We start from the raw sequence: 24,301 nt of genomic DNA on the forward strand, positions 1-24,301 counted from the left end.
GTTGCGGTTTGCCGGTCGAAACCGAACAGGACTGACTCGAAATTGTCGGATGGCCTGGAATTCATTTGTCTCTCCACGACGAAATAGGATCGACGCAGCAACAATTGCATAAGACCGCCCGCAGCGAGAGATTACATTCTTCTGGGCACAACAGTGAAGTAGGAGCAGCGCCCCTACGCCGCCTTCTTGCTCTGTGCAAGCTGCGCCAGCTGCCGCATGATCTCGGTGGTGCCGGCGAGGCGCTCTTCCGGCGTTTCCCAGTCCTGCAGGAACACCACCTTCATGTCGGGACGCACCTTGGCAGCTTGGCCATGGCTCTTGATGAACGACACCAGCCGTTCGGGATGGGCGAAGGAATTGTCGCGGAAGGCGATGACGGCGCCCTTCGGGCCGGCATCGATCTTCCCGACATTGGCCTGGCGGCAGAATGCCTTGATCGCGGCGACCTTGAACAGATAGCGCACCTCGTCCGGCAGCACGCCGAAGCGGTCGCGCATCTCGGCGCCAAAGTTCTCGATCTCCTCCTCGCTGTCGAGATCGGCCAGACGCCGGTACAGCGATAGCCGTACCGAGAGATCGCCGACATAGTCTTCCGGGATCAGCACGGGCATGCCGATCGTGATCGACGGCGACCAGCGGTCGGCGGCAGGCTCGGAGACGCCGGCCTTGAGGTTGACGATCGCCTCCTCCAGCATCGACTGGTAGAGTTCGAAGCCGACCTCCTTGATATGGCCGGACTGCTGCTCGCCCAGGATGTTGCCGGCACCACGAATGTCGAGGTCGTGGGAGGCGAGCTGGAAGCCCGCGCCCAACGTCTCCAGCGATTGCAGCACGGTGAGCCGGCGCTCGGCCTGCGCCGTGATCTTCTGCTGCGCCGGCAGCGTGAACAGCGCATAGGCCCGCAGCTTGGACCGGCCGACGCGGCCGCGGAGCTGGTAGAGCTGGGCGATCCCGAACATGTCGGCGCGGTGCACGATCAGCGTGTTGGCATTGGGAATGTCGAGGCCGGATTCGACAATGGTGGTCGACAGCAGGATGTCGAACTTGCCGTCGTAGAACGCGGTCATGATGTCCTCGATCACGGCGGGCGGCATCTGCCCGTGCGCGACCGCGACCTTCATCTCCGGCACGTTCTTGTCGAGGAAATCCTTGACCTCGGCGAGGTCGTCGATGCGCGGCACCACGTAGAACGCCTGGCCGCCGCGATAGCGCTCGCGCAACAGCGCCTCGCGGATCATCAGCGGATCATGCGGGGCAACGAAGGTGCGCACCGCGAGACGGTCGACCGGGGGCGAGGCGATGATCGAGAGCTCGCGAACGCCGGTGAGCGCCAACTGAAGCGTGCGAGGGATCGGCGTCGCCGACAGTGTCAGCACATGCACCTCCGAGCGGAGGGCCTTCAGCCGTTCCTTGTGTGTGACGCCGAAGTGCTGCTCCTCGTCGACGATCAGCAGGCCGAGATCGCGGAACTTGATCGACTTGCTGAGCAGCGCGTGGGTGCCGACGACGATGTCGACCGAGCCGTCGCCAAGCCCCTTCTTGACCTCGTTGAGCTGCTTGGCCGGCACCAGCCGCGAGGCCTGTGCGACCTGCACGGGGAATCCCTTGAAGCGCTCGGTGAACGTCCTGTGGTGCTGGCGGGCGAGCAGCGTGGTCGGCACCACGACCGCGACCTGCTTGCCTTCGAGCGCGACTGCGAAGGCGGCACGGAGCGCCACCTCGGTCTTGCCAAAGCCGACATCACCGCAGATCAGCCGGTCCATGGGACGCCCGAGTTCGAGGTCCTTCAGCGTGGACTCGATCGCGCCAAGCTGATCCTCGGTCTCGTCATAGGGGAAGCGCGCGCAGAACTCGTCATAGAGGCCCGGCTGCACCGGCAGCTTTGGCGCCTCGTGCAGATGCCGCTCGGCGGCGATCTTGATCAGCTCGCCCGCGATCTCGCGGATGCGGTTCTTGAGCTTGGCCTTGCGCGTCTGCCAGCCGGAGCCGCCGAGACGGTCGAGCTCGACCGTGGTCTGGTCGGAGCCGTAGCGCGACAGCAGCTCGATGTTCTCGACCGGCAAGAACAGTTTTGTTTCCGCCGCATAATGCAGCTCGAGGCAGTCATGCGGCGCGCCGGCGACGTCGAGCGTCTGCAGGCCGATGAAGCGGCCGATGCCGTGATCGACATGGACCACGATGTCGCCGGCGGCGAGGCTCGTCACCTCCGAGATGAAATTGTCGAGCTTGCGGCTGGCCTTGCGCGGCCGCACCAGACGATCGCCGAGGACGTCCTGCTCGCTGATCAGCGCGATCTCGTCGGTCTCGAAACCGCTCTCCAGGCCGAGCACGGCGAGCATGGTCTCGTTGCGCGGGGTGGCCTGCACCGTTCGCCAGCTGTTGACGCTGGTGGTGTGGGTCAGCTTGTGGTCGCGCAGCATCGAGATCATGCGATCGCGCGAGCCTTCGCTCCACAGCGCGATCACGACCTTCTTGCGCTGGGCCTGCAGCGCCATCACATGCGCGACGACGGATTCGAACACGTTGACGGTGCTGTCGTTACGCTCCGGCGCAAAGTCGCGGCCCTTGCGCGCGCCGGCATCGACGACGCTGGTACCATCGGCAGGCACCGAAAACTGCGTCAGCCGCACCAGCGGCATCTCGCTCTCGCGCTTGCCCCATTCTTCCTCGGTCAAATAGAGCCTGTCAGGCGGCAGTGGCTTGTAGATGGCGCCGCCGCCCGGATGCTCCATCGCCTCCCGGCGCGCCTGGTAATAGTCCAGGATCTGCTTGAAGCGCTCCCGGATGGCGTCCTCGGCCTGCGGCTCGATCGCAACGGCTGCGCCTTGCAGATAGTCGAACAGCGTGTCCATGCGGTCCTGGAACAGCGGCAGCCAGTGCTCCATGCCGGGATGACGGCGGCCCTCGCTGACGGCCTCGTAGAGCGCATCGTCGCGCTCGGGCGCGCCGAATTCGGCGACATAGCCCATGCGGAAGCGGCGGATGGTGTCGGTGACGAGCTGAAACTCCGAGATCGGCACGAGATCGAGCGCGCGCATGTCGAGCAGCGTGCGCTGGGTCTCGGCATCGAACGTGCGGATCGATTCCAGGCTGTCGCCGAAGAAGTCGAAGCGGACGGGCTGGTCGAGGCCGGCCGGAAACAGATCCAGAATGCCGCCGCGCACGGCATATTCGCCGGGCTCGCGCACGGTCGAGGAACGGTTGTAGCCATTGTGCTCGAGCCAGGCGATGATCGTGTCCATCGGCACGACATTGCCGGGCGCGACCGACAGCGCCTGCGCCGCGACGAGCTCGCGCGCGGGCACGCGCTGCACGACGGCGTTCACCGTTGTCAGGACGATCAGCGGCTTGTCGCTGCCCGTCAAGGACGCAAGCCGTGCCAGCGTGGTCAGGCGCTGGGCCAGGACGCCGCCGTGAGGCGAGACGCGGTCATAGGGCTGGCAGTCCCAGGCCGGGAAGGTCAGCACCGGCAGATCGGGCGCGAAGAATTGCAGCGCGCGTTCGAGCTGCTGCATCCGCGCGCCGTCGCGGCAGACCACAGCAAGGCTGACGGCCGGTTTCTTCGGCCGCGCCGCGATGGCCCGCGCCAGATCGGAGACGACGAGCCCCTCGGCGCCTTCCGCGACATTGGCAAGCGTCAGCGCGCGGCCGGGCGTAAGCAGCTCGGCCGGCGACTTCAAACCCGGTTTCATAGATTGCCGTCCGTAATCGGGAACGCCTTGATGCGGGCAAACAGTGCGCCGGTGACATCAGGTGGCAGCACCTTGTCACCGGTGATGGCGGCATAGAGGTCGGGATCGGACTCTTCGAGCAGGGTCTCGAGCTCGGTCAATTCAGGCTCGGACAGATTGCCGATCTCGGCATCCGCGAAGCGGCCGAGGATCAGGTCCATCTCGCGCGTGCCGCGGTGCCAGCAGCGGAACAGCAGCCGCTTGCGGCGGTCGTCCAGCCCGTTGCTCGATCGTGTCGTTCCCGTCATGTCTCAATTCCAGTCAAACGCCAAAAGCCCGGACGTGCCGGGCCGGGGTGATATAGCCACTCGAGGTGGCCATGTCAGCCCTCGATTTGGCATGGCTCGATGTCCCGTGTGGACACGAAAAAAGCCGTGGATGCGCAGCATAAAGCCGGGCATGACGGGCCGAAACGATCCTAGATTCGCCTGATGCGCCCCAGCCTGCTCAATCCGCTGTTTGCCGCCGTGACCAGCCTGCCCGGCGTCGGTCCGAAGCAGGACAAGCTGCTGCAATATTTGCTCAGCCGCAACGAGACGCCGCGGCTGGTCGATCTGCTGCTGCATTTGCCCAGCCAGGTCATCGACCGCCGGGCGCGGCCAAAAATCCGCGACGCCGTCCAGGGAACCATGGTGACACTGGAGGTCACCGTCGACCGCCACCGCCCGCCCCCGCCGCGCAACGCCCGCGCGCCCTATCTGGTCTACGCCAGCGACGACACCGGCGACGTGGTGCTGACCTTCTTCCGCGCCAAGCCCGGCTATGTCGAAAAGCTGCTGCCGATGGGCGAGAAGCGCTTCGTCTCCGGCACGCTGCAGATGTATGACGGCATCCCGCAGATCGTGCATCCCGACCGCGTCATCGACGAGGAGGGATTCGCAAAACTCTCCGGCATCGATCCCGTCTATCCGCTCACCGAAGGGCTCGCGATCGGCTCGCTGCGCCGCGCGGTCGCGCAGGCGCTGCAAAAGCTGCCCGCGCTGCCGGAATGGATCAGCCCGGACGTGCTCCGCCGTTGCCACTTCCCGCCGATCGCGGAAGCGTTCAACCGCGTGCACCAGCCGGTGGAGCTCACGGACATCCTGCCCGACCAGCCGTTCTGGTCGCGCCTTGCCTTCGACGAACTCCTGGCCGGTCAACTGGCGCTGGCGCTGATCCGCGCGCAATTGCGCCGGCCAGCCGGCGTGCGCAATGCCGGCGACGGGCACCTCCGCAACAAGATCATCGACGCCCTGCCCTATGCGCTGACGCTTTCGCAGCGCGACGCGGCCGCGGCGATCGCGAACGATCTACAACAACCCGTGCGCATGTTGCGCCTGCTCCAGGGCGACGTCGGCTCCGGCAAGACCGTGGTCGCGCTGCTGGCCGCCGCCGCCGTTACCGAGGTCGGCAAGCAGGCTGCGCTGATGGCGCCGACCGAAATCCTGGCCCGCCAGCACATCAAGACCATCGCGCCGCTCGCCGAGCGCGCGGGCATGCGGGTCGCGATCCTCACCGGCCGCGAAAAGGGCAAGGAGCGCCGGGAACTGCTGGCACAACTCGAAGTCGGCGAGATCGACCTGCTCGTCGGCACCCACGCGCTGATCCAGGACGATGTGATCTTCAACGACCTCGCCCTCGCCATTGTCGACGAGCAGCATCGTTTTGGCGTGCGCGAGCGGCTGGCGCTGACGTCGAAGGGCGAGGCTGTCGACGTCCTGGTGCTGAGCGCAACGCCGATCCCGCGCACGCTGGTGCTGACCTATTTCGGCGACATGGACATCAGCGAATTGCGCGAGAAGCCGGCCGGACGCCAGCCGATCGAAACCCGCACCATCTCGATGAGCCGCCTGGAAGAGGTCACCGAGAGCGTCGGCCGCGCGCTCCAGGCAGGCAAGCTGGTCTATTGGATCTGCCCGCTGGTCGAAGAATCCGAGGCCGAGGGCACCGAGCACCTGACCAATGCGACCAAACGTTTCGAGAGTTTGCAAAAGCGCTTCGGCGACCGCGTCGGGCTTGTCCACGGCCAGATGAAGGGCACCGAGAAGGACCGCGTGATGGGCCAGTTCGCCGCCCACGAGATCGGGCTGCTGGTCGCGACCACCGTGGTCGAGGTCGGTGTCGACGTGCCGGCGGCGACCATCATGGTGATCGAGAACGCCGAACGCTTTGGTCTTGCTCAACTACACCAGCTGCGCGGCCGCATCGGGCGCGGCTCGGAGGCCTCGACCTGCCTGCTGCTCTACTCCGAGCCGCTCGGCGAGATGTCGAAGGCGCGGCTGAAGGTGATCCGCGAGACCACCGACGGCTTTCGCATCGCCGAGGAGGATCTGAAGCTGCGCGGCGAAGGCGACGTCCTCGGCGTGCGCCAGAGCGGCCTGCCCGGCTACCGCATCGCGCGCTCGGAGGTGCATGCCCAGCTCATCACCCAGGCCCGCGACGAGGCGCTCCGCATCCTCAAGGACGATCCGAAGCTCAAGGGCGAGCGCGGCGAGGCGCTGCGCTGCCTGCTGTATCTGTACGAGCGCGACGAGGCGATCCCGCTGATCGGGGCGGGTTAACCGGCCGCTCTTCGTCGCCCGACTTCGTAGGCCGCCACATGCGCGCGGGCCAGATCCAGGAGCGGCGTGTCGATGCCGAGCGCACGGGCGCGATTGGCCATATCGCCGAGGATATGCTCCGCCTCGGTCATCGAGCCGCGCTCGATATCCCGCAGCATCGAGGCCTTGAGCGGCGAGTCCAGGGTCGTGAACAGTTTTCGGTCGAACTCGATGAACGGAGCTCTCGGTTCGAAACCGGACGCCGTCGCAACGGCGCAATTCTCTGCAAACAGCCGGAAGATCGATTCCTCGCCGTTCGGCACAGTCAAGATGTCGCCAATGCTGGCACGCATCAGGCAGGTGATGCCGGCGAGCGTCGTCAGCTGGACGAATTTCTCCCACATATCCTGGATGATCGATGCGCTGGCGCGCGCGTCGATGCCGGGGACCTTAAGCAGTGACTCCAGCGCGAGCACACGCTCGCTCAACGCCCCCTTGGTCTCGCCGAAGACGATCGTCTGATTGGCCATGAACTGAACGACACGACCGTCCGCATCGAGCCCGGCACTGACGTTCGCCAACCCGCCCAGGATTTGCGCGGCGCCGAACCGTGCGGTCAGGGCGTCGATATGCTTCAACCCATTGAGGATCGGCAGAATCATCGTGCCGGCACCGACGGCCGGGGCAAACTGGCTCATGGCGTCGTCGAGCGAATAGGCTTTCACGCCGACGAGCACGACGTCGAACGTTTCCTTGATGTCGTTCGCCAGCAGGATCTTCGGCTGCAGGGCAAAGTCGCCATGCGGGCTCACGACCCTCAATCCGTCCCGCTGCAATTGCTCCGCGCGCTTCGACCGCACCAGGAAGGTCACGTCAGCGCCCGCTCGGACCAGGCAAGCTCCATAATAGCCTCCGAGCGCTCCCGCGCCGATCACCAGCACTCTCATTCGAACTCCCACTGCATGCAGCGACCATTCTTGTCATTGCGAGCGTAGCGAAGCAATCCAGAATCTTTGCGCGGAGGGACTCGGGATTGCCTCGCTACGCTCGCAATGACGGTGCGGATGGAGCTCTGCGGACGTTGATCGGGGCGACGCCCCCTCACCCAGCATGCGCGCGCAAGAACTTGCCGTGCTCTGCCTCGGTCGCCTCGTTGGCGGGGAACATGCACTCCAGCCGCAGCTCTTCCGCCGTCACGGTCTGCGGTGTTCCGACCGTCGTGATCAAGGAGAAATAGTCGAGCGTCACGCCGTCTTTGACAAAACTGAGCGGGATCATCGGCATCGCGTCGGAGGCCGACGGCGCGCGCCATTCCGGCTTGACGCCGGGGTACCGCGACAGCTCCTCCAGCAGCGCCTTCGTCCTCAAATCGACGACATGCCCAACCGCCTCGCGATGCACCCGTGCCAGCAGGCCGCGGGCCGTCTGCGTCCAGTTCGCGATGAAGGGACGCATGCCGTTCGGATCAAACATGAGATGCAAAAGGTTCCGGGGCGCCGGCCGCGCGGCCATGTCGATGAAGCAGTTGAACAGCAGCGGCGCGGCCTCGTTGGTCATCAGCACGTTCCAGTACCGATCCATGACGATGGCCGGAAACGGTTCGTGCTGGCGCAGCATCCGTTGCAGGGCGCGGTTGATGTTCGTCATGGCAGGCGTATCGAGCGCGGGATCGGGATAGGACGGCGCGTAGCCTGCGGCCAGCAGCAGCTCGTTGCGTTCGCGTAAGGGCACGTCGAGGGCCTGCGCAAGATCGAGCAGCATCTGGCGGCTCGGAACGCTGCGCCCGCTCTCGACGAAGCTGATGTGCTTCTGCGAGACGCCGGCGTCGAAGGACAGGTCGAGCTGTGTCTTGCCGCGAATATCCCGCCATTGACGCAGGAGCGCGCCCGCGGAATTGGCGCGTGTCTTGAGGGCGCTGGCCACAGCTTTCATTTCCGACTGATCCTTCCTGTCGATGTGCAGCATCGTCAACGCGCATCGGCGGCGGTGCGTCGGTTCATCCGAGGCGCCGCCGCCGATCGTAGCAGGTTCGAGGCGATCAACCGAAGGCGACCGGCCCGACGGCGCCGACCCAGTGCCGTACCTTGGTGTCGTCCGCCTCGTCCATGTAGAAGAAGTGCGTCATGGTGGGATGCACCGTTTTCATCGAGGGATTATCGGGCGTCATGTCCACGACACCGCGAAATACCTTCAGGGAGCCGGCATCCCAATATTCGGTGACGTGATGCAGCGCGGTGAAGCCGGTGTCGATGAACGCCTTCAGATTGGCGCGGATCGCTTCGCGCCCCTTCCAATCGGCGACACCGAGATTGCAGACGGCGTCTTCCGTGAAGCAGTCGAAACCTCGTCCGAAAGTCTTGTCGTCGATCTCCTTCCACATGCCGAGCAGCCATTGCGGCGGGTCTTTCTTCGTAAACACGACTTGCATATCTCTCTCCTCATGCACTGACACACGCGCGACAGGAGGCTTGATTGAATGCGTCCTGTCGGGTGGATGACCGGGAGAGTAGTCAAGCCGCGAATTGGCTCAATTACATGCCAGGTAATAAAGCGGGTTCGGAAGGCGTCCTCTTTCCCTGGGCCCGACTTTATGGAACCCTGCGGCGATGCGCCGGATAATCGTCGTTGGCTGCCAGGGAAGCGGAAAGACGAGCCTCTCCCGGAATCTCGGGCAAAAGCTCGGGCTGCCCGTGGTCCATCTCGACGTGCTCTACTGGCGGCCGGGCTGGACAGCATCCGACAAACAGAGCTTTCGAACGCGCGTCACTGATGCGATCGCGGGCGACGAATGGGTTGTCGACGGCAGCTTCTCGGGACTTGCCTTCGATATCACGCTCGCGCGCGCCGATACTCTGGTCGTCATCGATCGCCCGCGCTGGCTTTGCCAGTGGCGCATTCTCTGGCGCTCGGCTTTCGATCGCGACAAGACCCGCCCTGATATCCCGGAGGGATGCTCCGAACAGTTCGACTGGAAATTGATGCGGGAGGCGTGGCGCTACGAGACCGAGCGCGCGCCTGTCATCGAAGCCGAGCGTGTGCAGTATGGCGCTGACGTCCCGGTCGTGCGTTTGAGACGCGATCGAGACATCCAGGGTTTTCTGGATTCGGTGCACGGCAGATGATCGATGGCCGTGACGTAAGACCGGACGATCAGGCTTTCTTCTGCGCGACACGCGCAGCGAACGCCTTCATCAGGTCGGTTTCCGCACCCTCGCCTTTCGCATCCTCGGCGAGATGCTCGAACCAGCGCGCAAAACCCTCATAAATCTGGCTGGCGGGATGATCGGGTCCGAGGAAGCCGGAAATCTCCCGCATCTCCGCGACCCAGCGATAGGCTTTCGGGATCATGTCCGGCAGTGCGACTTCGAGCCGGGCCAGGATCGCCGGCTGGCTCAGTGCGAGTTCGTCACGCAGCGCATCGGCCGCGCCCGCTTTCGTTGCCGCGACCACCATCGCCGAGCCGATGCCGGCGAGGCCTTTGACGATGCCGGCATAGGACATTTTCAAAGCCGACGCCGCGCCGACCGGGCCTTCGACGATCCGCACGTCGAGCCCGAAGTCCTTCAGCACCGCAACCTCTCCGGCATGCTCGCCAGACATGTAGAAGGCCGGACTCTTGCCGCCGGGCTGCGGCGGGAATCCGATGATGCCAGCATCGACGAACGGCGCCTGTGCCGAGCCGATGATCTCCTCGATCCTCATCACGGTATCGACGTTGACGGCGTTGCAATCGACGACGACCGGCTTCTTCTCGCGCCGGACGATCAGCCCCGCCAGCCGCTCGGCGAGCGCTACGGCTTCGCCCGGCGGCACGATCGAGAGGATGATGTCGGCGTCCGCGATCGCGTCGTCCTCGGCGCCGATCATGCCGGCATCCGCCGCGCGTTTGCGCGTCGCCTCGCTCCGACCCTTCAACGACGTCAGCACTTGCGCACCGTGCTCGCCGAGGCGGCGGGCCACGGCGCTGCCCATGGCACCGGGTGCGAGGATCGCGATGGTCTTTGACGTCGTTTTGGACATCGTGCACTCCAGTTCGAATGTCGAGCAACCCGCTCGGTTCAACCGGAGACTAGCAGAGGACGCCACGCCCGCGTGACCGGCGGCCATCCCTGGGAGGAATGGCCCTACTCCACCTTCGCGGGCTGGGGATGGAGCGCCGAGGCGTTGGCAATGCGCGCGGCATTCGCCATGCCCGCGAGTGCCGCCGCCTTCTTCGGGTCGGGCGCCTGCCCCGGCTGCACAACGCCGGCCGACATGATCAGCGTGGCTGCGTCTTCGGTACTGAGGTCGAGCTCGATGATCTTGCTCTTGGGCACGTAGAAGAAGAAGCCGGTGGTCGGGTTCGGCGAGCACGGCAGGAACACCGAGACGTGGTCCTCCTGGCCCGGCAGGCTGCGGGAGATGTCCTCGTTCGGCGATTGCGAGATCAGCACGATCGACCACATGCCCGGCGAGGGAAACTCGACCAGGCCGACTTTGCGGAAACTCGAGCCTTTGCCCGAGAACAGCGTCTCGAACACCTGCTTCAGGCCGCGGTAGATGGCGCGCACCGCCGGGATGCGGCCGAGGAAGGTCTCGCCGACATCGACCAGCGTCCGGCCGATCAAATTGGCGGCGAGGAAGCCGACCAGCGTCAACGTGAAGAATGCGACAACGAGTCCCCAGCCGGGAATGACGTAGGGCAGATAGGTTTCGGGCCGATAGGCCAGCGGCACGAACGGCCGCACCACGCCGTCGACCCAGGTGACGAACCACCAGACCAGATAGAGGGTGATCGCAATCGGCCCCGTCACGACCAGGCCGGTCAGGAAATATCTCCGGAAACGGCCCATCAGGCCGGTATGCGGCTCCGGCAGGGGATCAAGAGGCGCAGGCGCGTCGTCACGGGTGGTCATTCGGGTTCCAGGTCGGTCGCTCAAATCAAGCTAGGGGCTTCTAGCAGGTTTTGGAAGAGCGCGACCGATCCCTTCTGCCTATTCCACGGTCACGGATTTGGCGAGGTTGCGCGGCTGGTCGACATCGGTGCCCATGATGACCGCCGTGTGATAGGCGAGCAACTGCACCGGCACCGCATAGACCATCGGCGTGAAGGCTGCCGCCATGTCCGGCATGACGATGGTGACGAGCGATTCGACCGTCGCCTCTTCCGCGCCCTTGGCGTCCGTCATCAGGATGATCCTGCCGCCGCGGGCGGCGACCTCCTGCATGTTGGAGACGGTCTTCTCGAACACGCGATCGTAGGGCGCGATGACGACGACCGGCATGGTCTCGTCGATCAGCGCGATCGGCCCGTGCTTGAGCTCGCCGGCGGCATAGCCTTCAGCGTGGATATAGGAGATTTCCTTCAGCTTCAGCGCGCCCTCGAGCGCCAGCGGAAAGCTGGTGCCGCGGCCGAGATAGAGCACGTCGCGCGATTTGGCGATCTCACGCGCGAGCTTCTCGATCTGCAGCTCGGTGGTGAGCGCAGCCGACATCAGGCGCGGGATCTCGACGAGGCCATGGACCAGCTTGGTCTCGTCCTCGTCGGAGAGCTCACCGCGGGCCTTGCCGGCCGCGATGGCAAGGTTCGCGAGCACCATGAGCTGGCAGGTGAAGGCCTTGGTCGAGGCGACGCCGATCTCGGGGCCGGCCAGCGTCTGCAGCACGGTCTCGCTCTCGCGCGCGATCGTCGAGGTCGGCACGTTGACGACGGCAACCGTGTGCACGCCCTCGGCCTTGGCATAGCGCAACGCCGCCAGCGTGTCGGCCGTCTCGCCCGACTGCGAGATGAAGATGGCGAGATCGCCCTTGCGCAAGGGCGCCTCGCGGTAGCGGAATTCGGAGGCGACGTCGACCTCGACCGGCACGCGCGCAAAGCGCTCGAACCAGTATTTTGCGACGAAGCCGGCATAGCTCGCGGTGCCGCAGGCCGTAATGTTGATGCGCTGGATGTTCTTGAAGTCGAACGGCAGCTTGACCGGCAGCGAGACGCGCTCGGTCGCCAAGTCGACATAGCGCGCCAGGGTGTGGCCGACCACTTCCGGCTGCTCGTGGATCTCCTTCGCCATGAAGTGGCGATAATTCGCCTTGTCGACCAACGAGGTCGAGGCTGCGTGCTTGATCTTGTCGCGCTGGACGGCCTGGCCGTCCTTGCCGAAAATTGCTGCGCTGTTGCGGGTCAGCACGACCCAGTCGCCATCCTCGAGATAGCTGATCGTGTCGGTGAACGGGCCGAGCGCGATGGCATCGGAGCCGAGATACATCTCGCCGTCGCCATAGCCGATCGCGAGCGGCGGGCCGTTGCGGGCGCCGATCATGAGGTCGTCCTCGCCGGCGAAGATGAAGCCAAGCGCGAAGGCGCCGCGTAAGCGCGCCAGCGCCAGCTTCACCGCCTCGACCGGCTTGTTGCCGCGCGCGAGCAGATCGTCGACCAGATGCAGTACGATCTCGGTGTCGGTCTCGGTGCGGAACACCGCGCCCTTCTTCTCGAGCTCCTCGCGCAGCTCGCGGAAATTCTCGATGATGCCGTTGTGGACGACCGCGACGCGCTCGGTCGCGTGCGGGTGGGCATTGTTGACGGTCGGCTTGCCGTGGGTGGCCCAGCGGGTATGACCGATGCCGGTCGTGCCCTTCAGAGGCTCCGCTTCGAGCCGCTTCTCCAGATTCTTCAGCTTGCCCTCGGCGCGGCGGCGCTCGAGATGCTTGCCTTCGAGCGTGGCGACGCCCGCGGAATCGTAGCCGCGATATTCAAGACGTTTGAGCGAATCCACCAATTGCTCTGCAACCGGTTCGCGCCCGAGAATGCCGACAATCCCGCACATGCGGATCACTATCCCCCAAATCGTCGAAAAATCGCCTAAACGACGCGCCCGGTTTTTAGCGAAGTTCCTAAGGAACCAGATACTCAATAATTATTGCCGATTGAGACAGCGAGCGCAGGTTCGTCTCCTGCTTCGCCCCGCGTCGAATTGGCCGACGTTAGACCGCGCGTATTAACTTGTTGTCAATGAATTTGGCCAACGATTTCCCTGCAAGGGGAGTAAGGCCATGAAAGGCTCGTCCGACCGCAAAGGCCTGTCATCGACGTTCGTGCACGCAAGCGAGACCACGGGCACGCACCTTGCGCATTGGCCGCCGCCCCAGCGCGCCATGGAGCGAGGCAGGGAAAGCAAGCCTGTCCTCGTCACGCAGGCCGCCGGCGAACCGGTCAAGCGCGCCAGGCCGCGCGGCTGGCGCTTGAAGCGGGCGATGTTCTCGGAAGTCGCCGACGACGACTAGGGGAAGTCTCACCACCCCAGCACCAGGGCGAACACGAGGAAGACAACGAACGCCCAGAATGCCAGCCCGGTGAACAGCGATGCGATCTCGGTTGGGCGGGGGTCGCCGAGCTGTTCCAATACCCATTGTCCCGGCGGCGTGATGACGCGCTCGACGACAAACTTGATCAGATACCAGTCCTCGTCATCGCCCATGCGCGCGCAGTCCTAGCAACACCGATCAGGATCGGCACTCGGCCGCTCACTTCTCGAGCTTCTTGCCGCGCGCCTTCATCTCGCGATAGCGCGCAGCACCGCCTTCGCGGATGGTCTGCGGGCTGCGCTCCAGCGCCATCGCGTCGTCGGGCACATCGCGGGTGATCACCGAACCCGAGCCGATATAGGCGCCATTGCCGATCGTCACCGGTGCGACCAGCGAGGAATTGGTGCCGACGAAGGCGCCCTGCCCGATGACAGTCTTGTGCTTCCTGAAGCCGTCGTAGTTGCAGGTGATGGTGCCGGCGCCAATGTTGGAATTGGCGCCGATGGTGGCGTCGCCGATGTAGGAGAGATGGTTGACCTTGACGCCGGCCTCGAGCGTCGCCGCCTTGGTCTCCACGAAATTGCCGATGCGGGCGCCGTCACCAAGCGAGGTGCCGGGCCGCAGCCGCGCGTAGGGTCCGATCGACACGTTCTTGCCGAGCGTAGTCTCGACGATATGCGAGAACGAGTGGATCACCGTGCCGTCGGCGATCGAGACGCCCTTGCCGATCACCACGAACGGCTCGATGGTGACGTCCTTGCCGAACATTGTGTCAGCGGACAGATACACGGTCTCCGGCGCGATCAGCGTCACGCCGGCTTCCATCGCAGCCTTGCGCAGGCGGGCCTGCATCACGGCTTCTGCCTCGGCGAGCTGCGCCTTGGTGTTGATGCCGCGCACTTCGTCCTCGCTGGTCTCGATCACCACGGCATCCCATCCCTGTTCGCTGACAATGCCGACCGCGTCGGTCAGATAATATTCGCCCTTGGAATTCGCATTGCCGATCTTGTCGAGGATCGCCAGCGCGCGCCGCCCGTCGATCGCCATCACGCCGGCATTGCACAGATCGATCTTGCGCTCCTCGGCGCTGGCATCCGCCTGCTCGCGGATCGCGACCAGGCGGTCGCCTTCGACGATGAAGCGGCCATAGCCGGTGGGGTCAGCGGCGCGAAAACCGAGCGCGGCGATCGCAGCGCCCTTGGCGAGCGGCGCGCGCAGCCGTGCAAAGGTCTCGGCCGAAATCAGCGGCGTGTCCCCGAACGCAATCAGCAGGTCATCCACGCCCCGCGCAATGGCCTCGCGCGCCGCCAGCACCGCATGCGCGGTGCCGAGCCGTTCACTTTGCACGAAAGTGAGCGCGTCGGGGCGGATGCGCTTTGTCTCGTCCGCCACCGCCTGATGGTCGGGTCCGATCACGACCGCGAGCGAGGTACCGGTTCCCCTGGGTGACGCGGCGAGCACGTGGGCGAGCAGGCTCTGGTGTGCGACCGGATGCAGCACTTTCGGCAGCTGTGAGCGCATACGCGTGCCTTCGCCGGCGGCAAGCACGATCGTGAGGCTGGAACGGGCGGTCATCGAAATCCTGTCAGATACGGCCGAATCAATTGGCGCCGGCGGGCGGCAGGCTGCGCTCATGAGCTGTCGCCTTGCTACCCCCGCAAACGCCCGGAGTTCAAGTGGGACGCACTTTTACTGCTAATGTTCCCTGATTGATTCGGGGAAGCCGGACAGGGGCTGGGCACTTAAACGTTCATGAAAAAGGATTCCGATCCACTGGCGGATGCCTTCGGCGACAAGGAGACCGGCGGGCTGTTCTCCGGACTTGTGGCCGAGGAGAGTTCGTTCGATCGCGGCATGATGTGGCGGCTGGGCGCGTGGAGCGTGGCGGCCGTCGGCGCCGTGGTGGTTGCCGTGTTGGCCAACCAGGCCCAGCTCGGCTGGCGGCGCGACCAGGTTGCGGCCGCTGATCTCGCGCGCCAGGCCGACCGGCTCCAGATCCTGACCAAGGAGAGCCAGAACGAGGCGCGTCGGCTCGCCTCCGCCATCGAGACGCTGAACACCGATCGCGACCGGCTCTATTCGCGCGTCACCGTGCTCGAGCAAGGGCTCGATTCCGTCACCGGCGCCCTCGCCAGGCAGACGACCACACCGCCGCAGGCGCCCGCCTCGAAGTCGCCGGATGCGCTCGCTTTGGTCGGGCCGCCGGCTCCCACCGTTGCTCCAGTCGCCTCGACACCGGCCGCTGCCGGCGACAAGTCGCGCATCGAGATCGCCAAGGACTCGTCGAAGGACGCCGCAAAGGAGCCGTCGAGCCCGCCGCCACAGAGCGCGGCCGCAGCTTCGCTGATGTCGCAGGCGCCGCTGACAACGTCGGCACTGCCGATGCTTCCGCTGGTGCCGTCCAAGTCGATCATGGCGCCGCCCGATCCGGCCGCGTCGAAACTGATTCAGCCTGAAGCCGCTGAAAAGCCCGTTGAGAAAAAGCCTGATCCTGCGCCCGCTCCGACCGAAGTCGCTGCTGTGGCGGCGAAGCCGCCGGAAGCAACCGAGAGCGAGGCTCCCGCGATCGCAGTTCAGCAAACGCGCTTCGCCATCGAACTCGGCGGCGCCAACTCGCTCGACGGCCTGCGCGCGCTCTGGCGCGGGCTGAGCAAGTCCAATCCGGAGATCGCAGCGCTGCGGCCGATCATCATGATCAAGGAAGGCAGCACCGGCCTCGGCATGCAGCTTCGCCTAGGGGCCGGCCCGTTGATCAACGCCGCCGCCGCCGCAAAACTCTGCGCAGGCCTCGCCGAAAACGACCGCCATTGCGAGACCACCGTGTTCGACGGCCAGCGCCTGTCACTGCGCGGCTCGGATAAGGGGCAAGACAAGGGGCAGGAAAAGACGCAGGACAGGGTTCAGGAGAAAAACTCCGACAAGACCCAGGACCCGGTGCCGCAAGCCGAGACTGCCCCTGCCCCCGCGCCGACCGCAAAACCGGACAAGCACCGCCGCAGCTACTCCACAAAACGCTCATCGAAGCGCGAGGAGCCCGCGCCGGCACCAGCGGCTCCGCAGCCGGCCGCTCAAACCAAGCCGGAGACGGCGTCCGCGGGATCGACGTTGTCGTCGTTCTTCAGGCGGTAGGTATTCGCGCGGGTCCTGGAGCGACGCGCGTCCGGAACACGAGGCCCGCTTCCGCACCGGCGATATCGGTCGGGTCAACGTACCAAATGATACGAACGCGCCGGCGACAAAACGGCAGTATCCGCGACGACCTCGATTCGGAGCGGAGATGACGGACGAAAACTTCCTGCGGGAGCACCTCGCGTTGATCCGCGAACTGGCGGACCAAGCCGATCCCTACATCAAGAAGCGATTGCTTGCATTGGCTGAAAGGTATGAACGCGGGTTGGGCGAACAGAGCCGACAGACGCAAAAACGCCAGGGTTGATAGCTCGGAGTCGAACAGAAATCTCCACCTCCCCTGTTGCCCCCTCCCTTCATCCCGACCATATTGCCGCCATGACAAAGAAGCCCTTCCGCCTCACGCCCTACCAGGTGCAGTTCCTGATCGTCGTCGGCTTCGCAACCGTCGGCTATGCGCTTTATCTGCGCTATCTCGGCATCGAGAACTCGACTGTCGGGCTCGCCTGCGACGCCGGACTTCAGACGCCGATCTGCAAGGCGCGCGCGGTCTCGACCGTGCTGTTCAAGAATTCGGTGTTCGGCATCGTGGCGCTGGTGGTGGCGACGCTGAATCTGATGCGGCCGTCGATCGTGCTGCTCACCGTCGGCATCATCGCCGCCGGCCTCGGCATCGTGCTCTACAATGTCGTGCTGTCGGGCCTGGCGATCGGCCTGTTCATCCTTGGATTTGCTCGGCCCGCGCCCGCCACAGCGTGAGTGCGAACAACAGATAGATCGCGCAGGTCCACAGCGACTGCCAATTGTCGCGGCCCTCGTTGATGAGCACGTAGGCGGCCGACAGCGTCAGCACGCCGGCGAATACGGACTCCGCGATCGGACGCTGGCCGATCTGCGGCCGATTCAACATCAGAGCTGCGAACGGCACTACCGCCATCGTCAACGAGGCGTAGGGGAAGTCGTGGTAGCGGGGGTCGAACACGAAGCCGAGTGCGGTCTGAGCGGCGATCACCGCGCTCACCGCCAGCGTGAGACCGAGCACGGCGGTGAGTTTTGACCATTTCCGGCCCTCGCGCGGACCAAGCAGATCGAGGAAGGTCGGAAGGCTGCGGCCGATAACCATCGCCTGCGCGCAGAAGATCGGCGACAGGATACCGGCCAGAAGCAGCGCACCCCAGAGCAGCCAGCCGCCGATGCCATAGCTCTCATAGTACATCTTGTCGGCGCCGATCCCGAGCAGGATGCCCGCTGAGGTCGCCGAGATCGCCACACCGAGCCAGGCCGAGAAGCGCGGCGTCCAGGGTCTGCGCCGCAATGTCAGGCCGGCGACCGCGAACACCAGCACGCAGAGGCCCATGCCGGCGCCCATGTACCATTTCCAGTACGGGAAATTGCTGATCGGCTCGCCCGGCGGATATTTCAGGCTCCGGCGCACCGAGTCGTAGAGGCCCCAATAGCCACCGACGGTGCCTTCCAGCTTGCGCTTCCACGGCTGGTCGTAGGACTCGATCAGATTGACGCGGAATTTCTGCGCCTTCGCCAGACTCAGGATCTCGGAGACGACGCGCGCCTGGTTGGTGCGCGACGGCAGCGCGCCATCGCGCATGCGCCCCTCGCTCGGCCAGCCGGTTTCGCCGATCAGGATCTCCTTGCCGGGAAACGCGACTGCCATGCGTTCGCGGATCTGCTCGACATGGGCGGCGGCAAACTTGGCGCGCACCGGAATGTCCTCCCAATAGGGCAGGATGTGGATCGTGACGAAGTCGACGGCGTCATAGACCTCGCGGTTCCTGAGCCAGTACTCCCAGACGTCGGCATAGGTGACCGGCACGCCGACCTGCGCCTTGACCGAGCGGATGATGGAGACGAGGTCGCCTGTGGTCATCTCGCCGCGCAGCAGCACCTCGTTGCCGACGATCACGCTGGTGATGATGCCGGGGAAATCCTTGGTCAGGCGGATGGCGAGTGCGACCTGCTCGAAATTCTTGGTGCGGTTGCTGGAGAGCCAGATGCCCTGGAGCACCTTCAGCCCGCCGATCCTGGCGGCGATCGCCGGCACCTGGTCGAGCCCGTTCTCCATCGAATAGGTGCGGACGCAGTCGGTGATCTCCTTGAGCTGGCGCAGGTCCTGCTCGATCTGGTCGGCCTCGATATGGGTCCATGCGTTCAGGGGCGATTGCTCGCCGCGGAACGGCGCGTAGGAGACGCACTGGACCTTGTCGGCGGGATCGATCGGGGCGCGCGCGAGCGTGATCGGCGTGGCAAGCCACCACCACACGGCCGCAATCGCACCCAGGGAAACGAGCAGAAGCGCCAGTGGCGTACGAAGAGAAATCGGTTCCGTCCTCCGCGAAGGGCCGTCGATTACCTGCTCGCACGCCATCTGCCAAGGGGTGACTCCGGAATGGATCCATCCCTCCCCCGAGGAATTTACCTGCGGCCGTACGACAGCGGCCTAGGATCGTGACTTTGCTGGACAAAATTCGAAATTCAGGCCATGGACTCGGAAGGACTTTTCCGCCGCATTGGAGACCCATTTGGACGCCATCACCGGCGGGTCCGCGAGGTCCTGGCGCGGACGGTCAGTGAATATATTGGGGAATTCATGCGGCAACGGGTGTTCGAGTTACGAAATGCGGTCCTGCGGCAGTTGGCCGCCACCTTGGCCGTTTCCTCCCTTCTCGTCATGGTCGGTCTGGGTGCAGCCTCCGCCCAGAGCGGCACGCCCGCCCCGGACCAGAGCAAGGCAGCCGCCCAGCCCGCCGACGCCGCCAAGGATGCCGCCCAGAACCAGCGCCGCACCGACGAGTTCGCCGAAGCGGCCCAAGTCATCAACGGCCCGGCCGGCAACCCCGAATGCGTCTGGCTCGGCCGGCGCGTGGTGCGGCTGATGTGGCGGGATGATCTCGATACCGCATTCCGCCATCTCGACCTCTACGACCGCTTCGGCTGCCCCGGCGGCCACATCCAGGCCGCCTTCCGCTGCCTGACCCGCTTCGGCGGTCAGATCGATCCCAAGGTCGCCGAGACCCTGGACAGCCGTGTGCATGCTTGCTGGATCAACCCGGCCTCCCAGCCGCAGCAGGCGGCAGCCGCGGCCTCCCAGCCGGCGGCACCAGCCGCCGGCAATTCGCAGCCACAACCAGCCGCGAGCCCCTCGCCTGCGGCAAGCCCATCGCCGGCGCCCCCGAAATAGCCGCGGGTGGCTTCAGCCCGCGTTCAGGAACGGTCGGCCATAGACGCAATTGGCACTGCCGCGCACTCCGAAACTGGCCACGCCCTCATACGGTCATGAGGCCATGACAGTTGTGAAACTTCGCGACAGAGATATGCTCCATTTGCCGCGGACTCGGTCGGATCTCGGGGTCGGATCCGCTTCCCTGCCACCTCAGCCCCTTTTGGTTTAGCCGCGATGCGCGTTGTCGCCGCCGTTCTGTTGCTCGTGTCCGCGCTCCACGCCGGCCTCTGGGGAGTCCTGCGCGACAAGGAACCCGCGCCCGACTTCAAGGGCTTGCTGCCCAGTGTTTCCTACGCGCCGTTCGAGGGCTCGGCCCATCCGGACATCGACAACATTCCGACGGTGGAGAAAATCCGCGCCGACCTGAAGACGCTGTCGACGATGACACGCGCGATCCGCCTCTATTCATCCACGGGCGGCGTCGAACTGGTGCCGCCGATCGCCGCCGAGTTCGGCCTCAAGGTCACCGTCGGCGCCTGGATCGACAAGGACAAGGATCGTAACGAGCGCGAGATCAAGGCCGCGATCGAGCTCGCCCGCAAGAACAGCAACGTCAACGGCGTCGTCGTCGGCAACGAGGTGATCTACCGCGGCGAGCAGAAGGTCGAAGACCTCATCGAGATGATCAAGAAGGTCAAGGGCGCGGTCCGCGTGCCCGTGACCACCGGTGAGATCTGGAACATCTGGCGCGACAATCCCGACCTCGGCTCCAACGTCGATTTCATCGCCGCCCACGTGCTGCCTTACTGGGAAAACTTCCGCTCGGACCAGGCGGTCGACCAGGCTGTCGACCGCTACAATCTGTTGCGCAACCTGTTCCCCGGCAAGCGCATCGTGATCGCCGAGTTCGGCTGGCCGAGCGCGGGCTACAATTTACGCAACGCCGACCCCGGTCCGTTCCAGCAGGCCCTGACGCTGCGCAACTTCGTCAGCCGCGCCGACGCCATCGGCATGGAATACAACATCGTCGAAGCCATCGATCAGCCCTGGAAATATTTCGAAGGCGGCGTCGGTCCGTACTGGGGCATCCTCAACGCCAGCCGCGAGCCGAAATTCGCCTGGACCGGACCGGTGGAAAATCCCGACTATTGGAAGCTGATGACGGTCGCGCTGCTGGTCGGCGTTCTCCTCTCGCTGCCGATCCTGCGGCTGGAGCAGCCGACCGCAAGACAGGCCTTCCTGCTGTCGGCCACCGCCAACGGCGTCGGCGCCTGGGCCGCCACCGTGTTCGCCTTCTGGAACGGGCACTATTTCATCTTCGGCTCGGCGTTCGCGCTGACGCTCGGCATGATCCTGCTTGTTCCCCTCGTGCTCATCGCCATGGCCCGCATCGACGAGATCGCGGCCGTCGCCTTCGGCCGGCCGCTGCAGCGGCTGCTCACGAAGGGCAAGCCGGTCGAGAACGTGCCCGAGAACTACTTTCCAAAAGTCTCGATCCACATCCCCGCTTATTTCGAGCCGGTCGAGATGCTCAAGCAGACGCTCGATGCGCTGTCGCGGCTAAACTATCCGAACTACGAATGCGTCGTCATCATCAACAACACGCCGGACCCCGCCTTCTGGCAGCCGATCCAGGACCATTGCCGTACGCTCGGTGAACGCTTCAAGTTCATCAACGCCGAGAAGGTGCAGGGTTTCAAGGCCGGCGCACTGCGCATCGCGATGGACCGCACCGCCGTCGACGCCGAGATCATCGGCATCCTCGATGCCGACTACGTCGTTGATCCCGACTGGCTGAAGGACCTCGTGCCGGCTTTCGCCGATCCGCGCGTCGGCCTGGTGCAGGCGCCGCAGGAGCATCGCGACGGCGATCTGTCGATCATGCACTACATCATGAACGGCGAATATGCCGGCTTCTTCGACATCGGCATGGTCCAGCGCAACGAGACCAACGCCATCATCGTGCACGGCACGATGTGCCTGATCCGCCGCGCCGCGATGGACATGGCCGGCGGCTGGTCGAGCGACACGATCTGCGAGGATTCGGATCTCGGCCTGTCGATTCAGCAACTCGGCTGGACCACCCACTACACCAACCACCGCTACGGCCAGGGTCTGCTCCCCGACACCTACGAGGCGTTCAAGAAGCAGCGTCACCGCTGGGCCTATGGCGGCCTCCAGATTGTCAAGAAGCATTGGCGGAACTTCCTGCCCGGAAGGAGCCGGCTGACGCCGGACCAGAAGCGCGAATACGGCCTCGGTTGGCTGAACTGGCTGGGCGCCGAAAGCCTCGGCGTGGTCGTGGCGCTGCTCAACCTCATCTGGGTGCCGATCGTCGCCTTCGCCGACATCGCCATTCCCGACAAGATTTTGACGCTGCCGATCATCGGCGCCTTCGTCGTCTCGCTTGCGCACTTCCTGTCGATGTACCGCGCGCGCGTCGCGATCAAGCCCGGCCAGATGCTGGGCGCGATGATCGCCGCTATGAGCGTGCAGTGGACAGTGTCACGCGCGGTCGCGCAGGGCCTCATCACCGAGCACATCGCGTTCGCGCGCACCTCCAAGGGCGGCCTTAGCAGGATGTCGATCGAGTTCCAGGCGTTCTGGGAAGCCGTGATCGGCGCCCTGCTCCTGATCGGCACCGGCGTGCTGATCGCCTCCAACAGCTACCGCCAGATCACCGAGATCTACATCTTCGCGGGCGTGCTGGTGCTGCAAAGCCTGCCGTTCCTGGCCGCGGTCGCCATCGCCATCCTCGAGCTCAGCCGCATCAACTCGTTTCAGTTCTGGCGCGACAGCGCGATCCGCACCGCCGAGCTGATCGGCTTGCGCCCGGTCGCGCTGCCGACCCCCGCGGGCACACCGCAGCCTTTGCCGGTGCCGAACGAGGTCCGGCGGGAAGCCAACTGACCAGCTGGCCGAACTCAGGCGTCTGGGCCCGTGATTGAAAGTCCTGTGCTCTTGGGCGTGGATGGCGGCCCGCCAATCGGGTTGAGAATCCCGGCTTAAGCGACGGACAGCGCAGGCAAATCACCGCGCCTGCCAACAGTTTCGGCAGCCACCCGCACTATTGACCTCCGCAGCCACTGCCCCTACACAGCGCGGGCCGAAAGCATGATCGGGAAACAGCCGGTTTTCCCCGCGACGCCAGTTTGGGCGCAGCGGCAAGGCATGCTTCTCAAATGTCCGAAGACGATGGCGATCGATCCAAAGCCATCAGCGGCCATGGGAGCGCGTAGCTCAGCCGGTAGAGCACGTGACTTTTAATCACGGGGTCCTGGGTTCGAGCCCCAGCGCGCTCACCACCCCCCTAATACGAGGCGCACTTCCTGAATTGGTGCGGCCCAAGAAGGCTCGTCAAATCCGTCGTGGGCCTCATATGGGCCTCAGGCCGGTTCTTGTAATGTTTTCCGCCTCGCCGTCGGCGCACGCCGGGACGCCACTGACAAACTCCACGCAACTGACACACCGAGTCGAGGCTTTGCGTGGGCAATCGTTCCGCCGATTGCGCGATGTCAGGCAGCCCCGCGCAGGGGCAGCGCGAGCTGTAGGGCGAAGGGGCGCGAGGCATTGGCCTGGACGAAGGCCTCCAGCGCTGACGAGAGGTCGAGACGTTCGCGTGCGGCGCGTTCGGCGAGCGCATCGGCGATGTCCTCGGTGGCATCGCGGGACCAGCCCTCGACGGCATTGAACAGGACGATCCTGACAGGGAAAGCATACTGGCCCGAGATCAGGTCTCGCAGCACTGTCTCACGGTCGGTGTCCTGCTCGTCGGTCTCGCGCCAGGAGCAGCCAGCCTGCGCGCCGAAGTCCTCAAGCACGATGTAGATGTCGCGGTCCAAACGGTCCAACGGCACAATCGAGGGCGACTGACGCATAAGCAACTCCAACACAGAGCACGCATATGCAATCGAGCCTGGGCGTGATTGTTCCGTGGTGTCAGTGGCCGGTGAGCGACCGGATGGACTCGAGAAGCCGTTCAAGGCGGTATGGTTTCTGGAGCATGATGCTGCCCGAGACCGGGCGCGGAGCTGCGTGTGTGTAGCCGGTGGCATAAATGACCGGGACCGTGGGGTGACTGTCCCTGCATCTTATTGCCACGTCCCACCCCGTCAGCGACCCCGACAACATCACGTCGGTGAAGATTAGATCGGGAGTGGCTTCGGCACACAGTTCGAGCGCGCGCTCCCCGCTCTCCGCCTCCAACACATCGTGCCCATTGCTCTCCAAAATATCCACAATGACGTCCCGGATCAGGTCTTCGTCTTCGACAACAAGCACTCGCAATCAGTCCTCCTGCGGCCCACCTGGGCAACACGCGCTGGACTCGCGAGTTCCTGAGGTTCATGTCGGCATCAGAGGTCGAACGATCCAGATGTTCAGGTGCAAGTGCGGCGAGCAAACGTGGTCTGAGGATCAAGGGTAGCTTTGGCTGAACACCCCCAGGTGCCGCTGGCCTTCTTCAT

The 24,301-nt window shown here is 64.8% G+C and carries 21 protein-coding genes and 1 tRNA gene; 9 read left to right on the forward strand and 13 right to left on the reverse strand.

The genetic code is table 11. The features are described 5' to 3' along the window. Positions 1 to 173 precede the first annotated feature (173 nt). Positions 174 to 3,692 carry a transcription-repair coupling factor gene (mfd, locus tag IVB31_RS12535; protein ID WP_247322410.1) on the reverse strand — a complete coding sequence of 1,173 codons (3,519 nt, stop codon included), beginning with the start codon at positions 3,690 to 3,692 and terminating at the stop codon, positions 174 to 176. Further along, positions 3,689 to 3,979, reverse strand: coding sequence for a succinate dehydrogenase assembly factor 2 (locus IVB31_RS12540; RefSeq protein ID WP_247322413.1), 291 nt, complete (start codon positions 3,977 to 3,979; stop codon positions 3,689 to 3,691). Before IVB31_RS12540 ends, mfd begins: the two co-directional genes overlap by 4 nt. A 183-nt stretch (positions 3,980 to 4,162) precedes the next feature. Between IVB31_RS12540 and recG the strand changes: the two genes are divergently transcribed. Continuing rightward, complete coding sequence (recG, locus tag IVB31_RS12545) at positions 4,163 to 6,271, forward strand: ATP-dependent DNA helicase RecG (RefSeq protein WP_247322415.1); 2,109 nt, start codon at positions 4,163 to 4,165, stop codon at positions 6,269 to 6,271. On the opposite strand, the gene panE is transcribed toward recG, so the two are convergent. The 3 genes from panE to IVB31_RS12560 all read right to left on the reverse strand — a co-directional run bounded on the left by panE (position 6,268) and on the right by IVB31_RS12560 (position 8,678). After that, a complete protein-coding gene (gene panE, locus IVB31_RS12550; RefSeq protein WP_247322419.1) occupies positions 6,268 to 7,197 on the reverse strand; it encodes a 2-dehydropantoate 2-reductase in 930 nt (309 codons plus the stop codon). The genes recG and panE overlap by 4 nt on opposite strands. Positions 7,198 to 7,351: 154 nt before the next feature. Beyond that, positions 7,352 to 8,182 (reverse strand): helix-turn-helix transcriptional regulator, encoded by an 831-nt coding sequence (locus IVB31_RS12555; protein WP_247322421.1) that lies wholly within the window; start codon positions 8,180 to 8,182, stop codon positions 7,352 to 7,354. A 106-nt stretch (positions 8,183 to 8,288) separates the two neighbouring features. Further along, positions 8,289 to 8,678, reverse strand: coding sequence for a nuclear transport factor 2 family protein (locus IVB31_RS12560; RefSeq protein ID WP_247322422.1), 390 nt, complete (start codon positions 8,676 to 8,678; stop codon positions 8,289 to 8,291). A gap of 178 nt (positions 8,679 to 8,856) precedes the next feature. On the opposite strand from IVB31_RS12560, the gene IVB31_RS12565 reads away from it, so the two are divergent. Then, a complete protein-coding gene (locus IVB31_RS12565; protein WP_247322425.1) occupies positions 8,857 to 9,372 on the forward strand; it encodes an AAA family ATPase in 516 nt (171 codons plus the stop codon). A gap of 28 nt (positions 9,373 to 9,400) precedes the next feature. Here IVB31_RS12565 and IVB31_RS12570 read toward each other — a convergent pair whose 3' ends face one another. The 3 genes from IVB31_RS12570 to glmS all read right to left on the reverse strand — a co-directional run bounded on the left by IVB31_RS12570 (position 9,401) and on the right by glmS (position 13,050). Beyond that, a complete protein-coding gene (locus tag IVB31_RS12570; protein WP_247322426.1) occupies positions 9,401 to 10,270 on the reverse strand; it encodes an NAD(P)-dependent oxidoreductase in 870 nt (289 codons plus the stop codon). Between the two features lie 104 nt (positions 10,271 to 10,374). After that, positions 10,375 to 11,145 carry a DUF502 domain-containing protein gene (locus tag IVB31_RS12575; RefSeq protein WP_247322429.1) on the reverse strand — a complete coding sequence of 257 codons (771 nt, stop codon included), beginning with the start codon at positions 11,143 to 11,145 and terminating at the stop codon, positions 10,375 to 10,377. Between the two features lie 78 nt (positions 11,146 to 11,223). After that, positions 11,224 to 13,050: a glutamine--fructose-6-phosphate transaminase (isomerizing) gene (gene glmS, locus IVB31_RS12580; RefSeq protein ID WP_247322432.1), complete on the reverse strand. Its 1,827-nt coding sequence runs from the start codon at positions 13,048 to 13,050 to the stop codon at positions 11,224 to 11,226. 226 nt (positions 13,051 to 13,276) lie between these two features. On the opposite strand from glmS, the gene IVB31_RS12585 reads away from it, so the two are divergent. Further along, the gene (locus IVB31_RS12585; RefSeq protein WP_247322434.1) at positions 13,277 to 13,507 is read left to right on the forward strand and encodes a hypothetical protein; all 231 of its coding nucleotides are present in this window, start codon (positions 13,277 to 13,279) and stop codon (positions 13,505 to 13,507) included. A gap of 8 nt (positions 13,508 to 13,515) precedes the next feature. On the opposite strand, the gene IVB31_RS12590 is transcribed toward IVB31_RS12585, so the two are convergent. After that, positions 13,516 to 13,701, reverse strand: coding sequence for a dolichyl-diphosphooligosaccharide--protein glycosyltransferase subunit 2 (locus tag IVB31_RS12590; RefSeq protein ID WP_247322437.1), 186 nt, complete (start codon positions 13,699 to 13,701; stop codon positions 13,516 to 13,518). A 46-nt stretch (positions 13,702 to 13,747) separates the two neighbouring features. Further along, positions 13,748 to 15,103: a bifunctional UDP-N-acetylglucosamine diphosphorylase/glucosamine-1-phosphate N-acetyltransferase GlmU gene (gene glmU, locus IVB31_RS12595; protein WP_247322439.1), complete on the reverse strand. Its 1,356-nt coding sequence runs from the start codon at positions 15,101 to 15,103 to the stop codon at positions 13,748 to 13,750. A 177-nt stretch (positions 15,104 to 15,280) separates the two neighbouring features. Between glmU and IVB31_RS12600 the strand changes: the two genes are divergently transcribed. The 3 genes from IVB31_RS12600 to IVB31_RS12610 all read left to right on the forward strand — a co-directional run bounded on the left by IVB31_RS12600 (position 15,281) and on the right by IVB31_RS12610 (position 17,416). After that, positions 15,281 to 16,657, forward strand: a complete 1,377-nt coding sequence (locus tag IVB31_RS12600) for a hypothetical protein (protein WP_247322449.1) — start codon at positions 15,281 to 15,283, stop codon at positions 16,655 to 16,657. A 148-nt stretch (positions 16,658 to 16,805) separates the two neighbouring features. Continuing rightward, positions 16,806 to 16,964: a hypothetical protein gene (locus IVB31_RS12605; protein ID WP_247322452.1), complete on the forward strand. Its 159-nt coding sequence runs from the start codon at positions 16,806 to 16,808 to the stop codon at positions 16,962 to 16,964. 71 nt (positions 16,965 to 17,035) lie between these two features. Beyond that, the gene (locus IVB31_RS12610) at positions 17,036 to 17,416 is read left to right on the forward strand and encodes a hypothetical protein (RefSeq protein WP_247322455.1); all 381 of its coding nucleotides are present in this window, start codon (positions 17,036 to 17,038) and stop codon (positions 17,414 to 17,416) included. On the opposite strand, the gene IVB31_RS12615 is transcribed toward IVB31_RS12610, so the two are convergent. Then, entirely contained in the window at positions 17,376 to 19,040 is a 1,665-nt protein-coding gene (locus tag IVB31_RS12615; protein WP_247322458.1) for a beta-(1-6) glucans synthase, read from the reverse strand. The genes IVB31_RS12610 and IVB31_RS12615 overlap by 41 nt on opposite strands. Positions 19,041 to 19,262: 222 nt before the next feature. On the opposite strand from IVB31_RS12615, the gene IVB31_RS12620 reads away from it, so the two are divergent. From IVB31_RS12620 to IVB31_RS12630, 3 genes are all read left to right on the forward strand, one after another. Further along, entirely contained in the window at positions 19,263 to 19,853 is a 591-nt protein-coding gene (locus tag IVB31_RS12620; protein ID WP_247322461.1) for a beta-1-3, beta-1-6-glucan biosynthesis protein, read from the forward strand. Between the two features lie 216 nt (positions 19,854 to 20,069). Further along, a complete protein-coding gene (locus IVB31_RS12625) occupies positions 20,070 to 22,745 on the forward strand; it encodes a glycosyltransferase (RefSeq protein WP_247322463.1) in 2,676 nt (891 codons plus the stop codon). A gap of 319 nt (positions 22,746 to 23,064) precedes the next feature. After that, a tRNA-Lys gene (locus IVB31_RS12630) sits at positions 23,065 to 23,140 on the forward strand. 210 nt (positions 23,141 to 23,350) lie between these two features. Here IVB31_RS12630 and IVB31_RS12635 read toward each other — a convergent pair. Both IVB31_RS12635 and IVB31_RS12640 read right to left on the reverse strand, forming a co-directional pair. Beyond that, positions 23,351 to 23,713 carry a hypothetical protein gene (locus IVB31_RS12635; protein WP_247322465.1) on the reverse strand — a complete coding sequence of 121 codons (363 nt, stop codon included), beginning with the start codon at positions 23,711 to 23,713 and terminating at the stop codon, positions 23,351 to 23,353. Between the two features lie 61 nt (positions 23,714 to 23,774). Beyond that, a complete protein-coding gene (locus IVB31_RS12640) occupies positions 23,775 to 24,116 on the reverse strand; it encodes a response regulator (RefSeq protein WP_247322667.1) in 342 nt (113 codons plus the stop codon). Between the last annotated feature and the right edge of the window lie 185 nt (positions 24,117 to 24,301).

Origin of the sequence: Bradyrhizobium sp. 21 (assembly GCF_023073335.1) — a bacterium.
GTDB lineage: Bacteria > Pseudomonadota > Alphaproteobacteria > Rhizobiales > Xanthobacteraceae > Bradyrhizobium.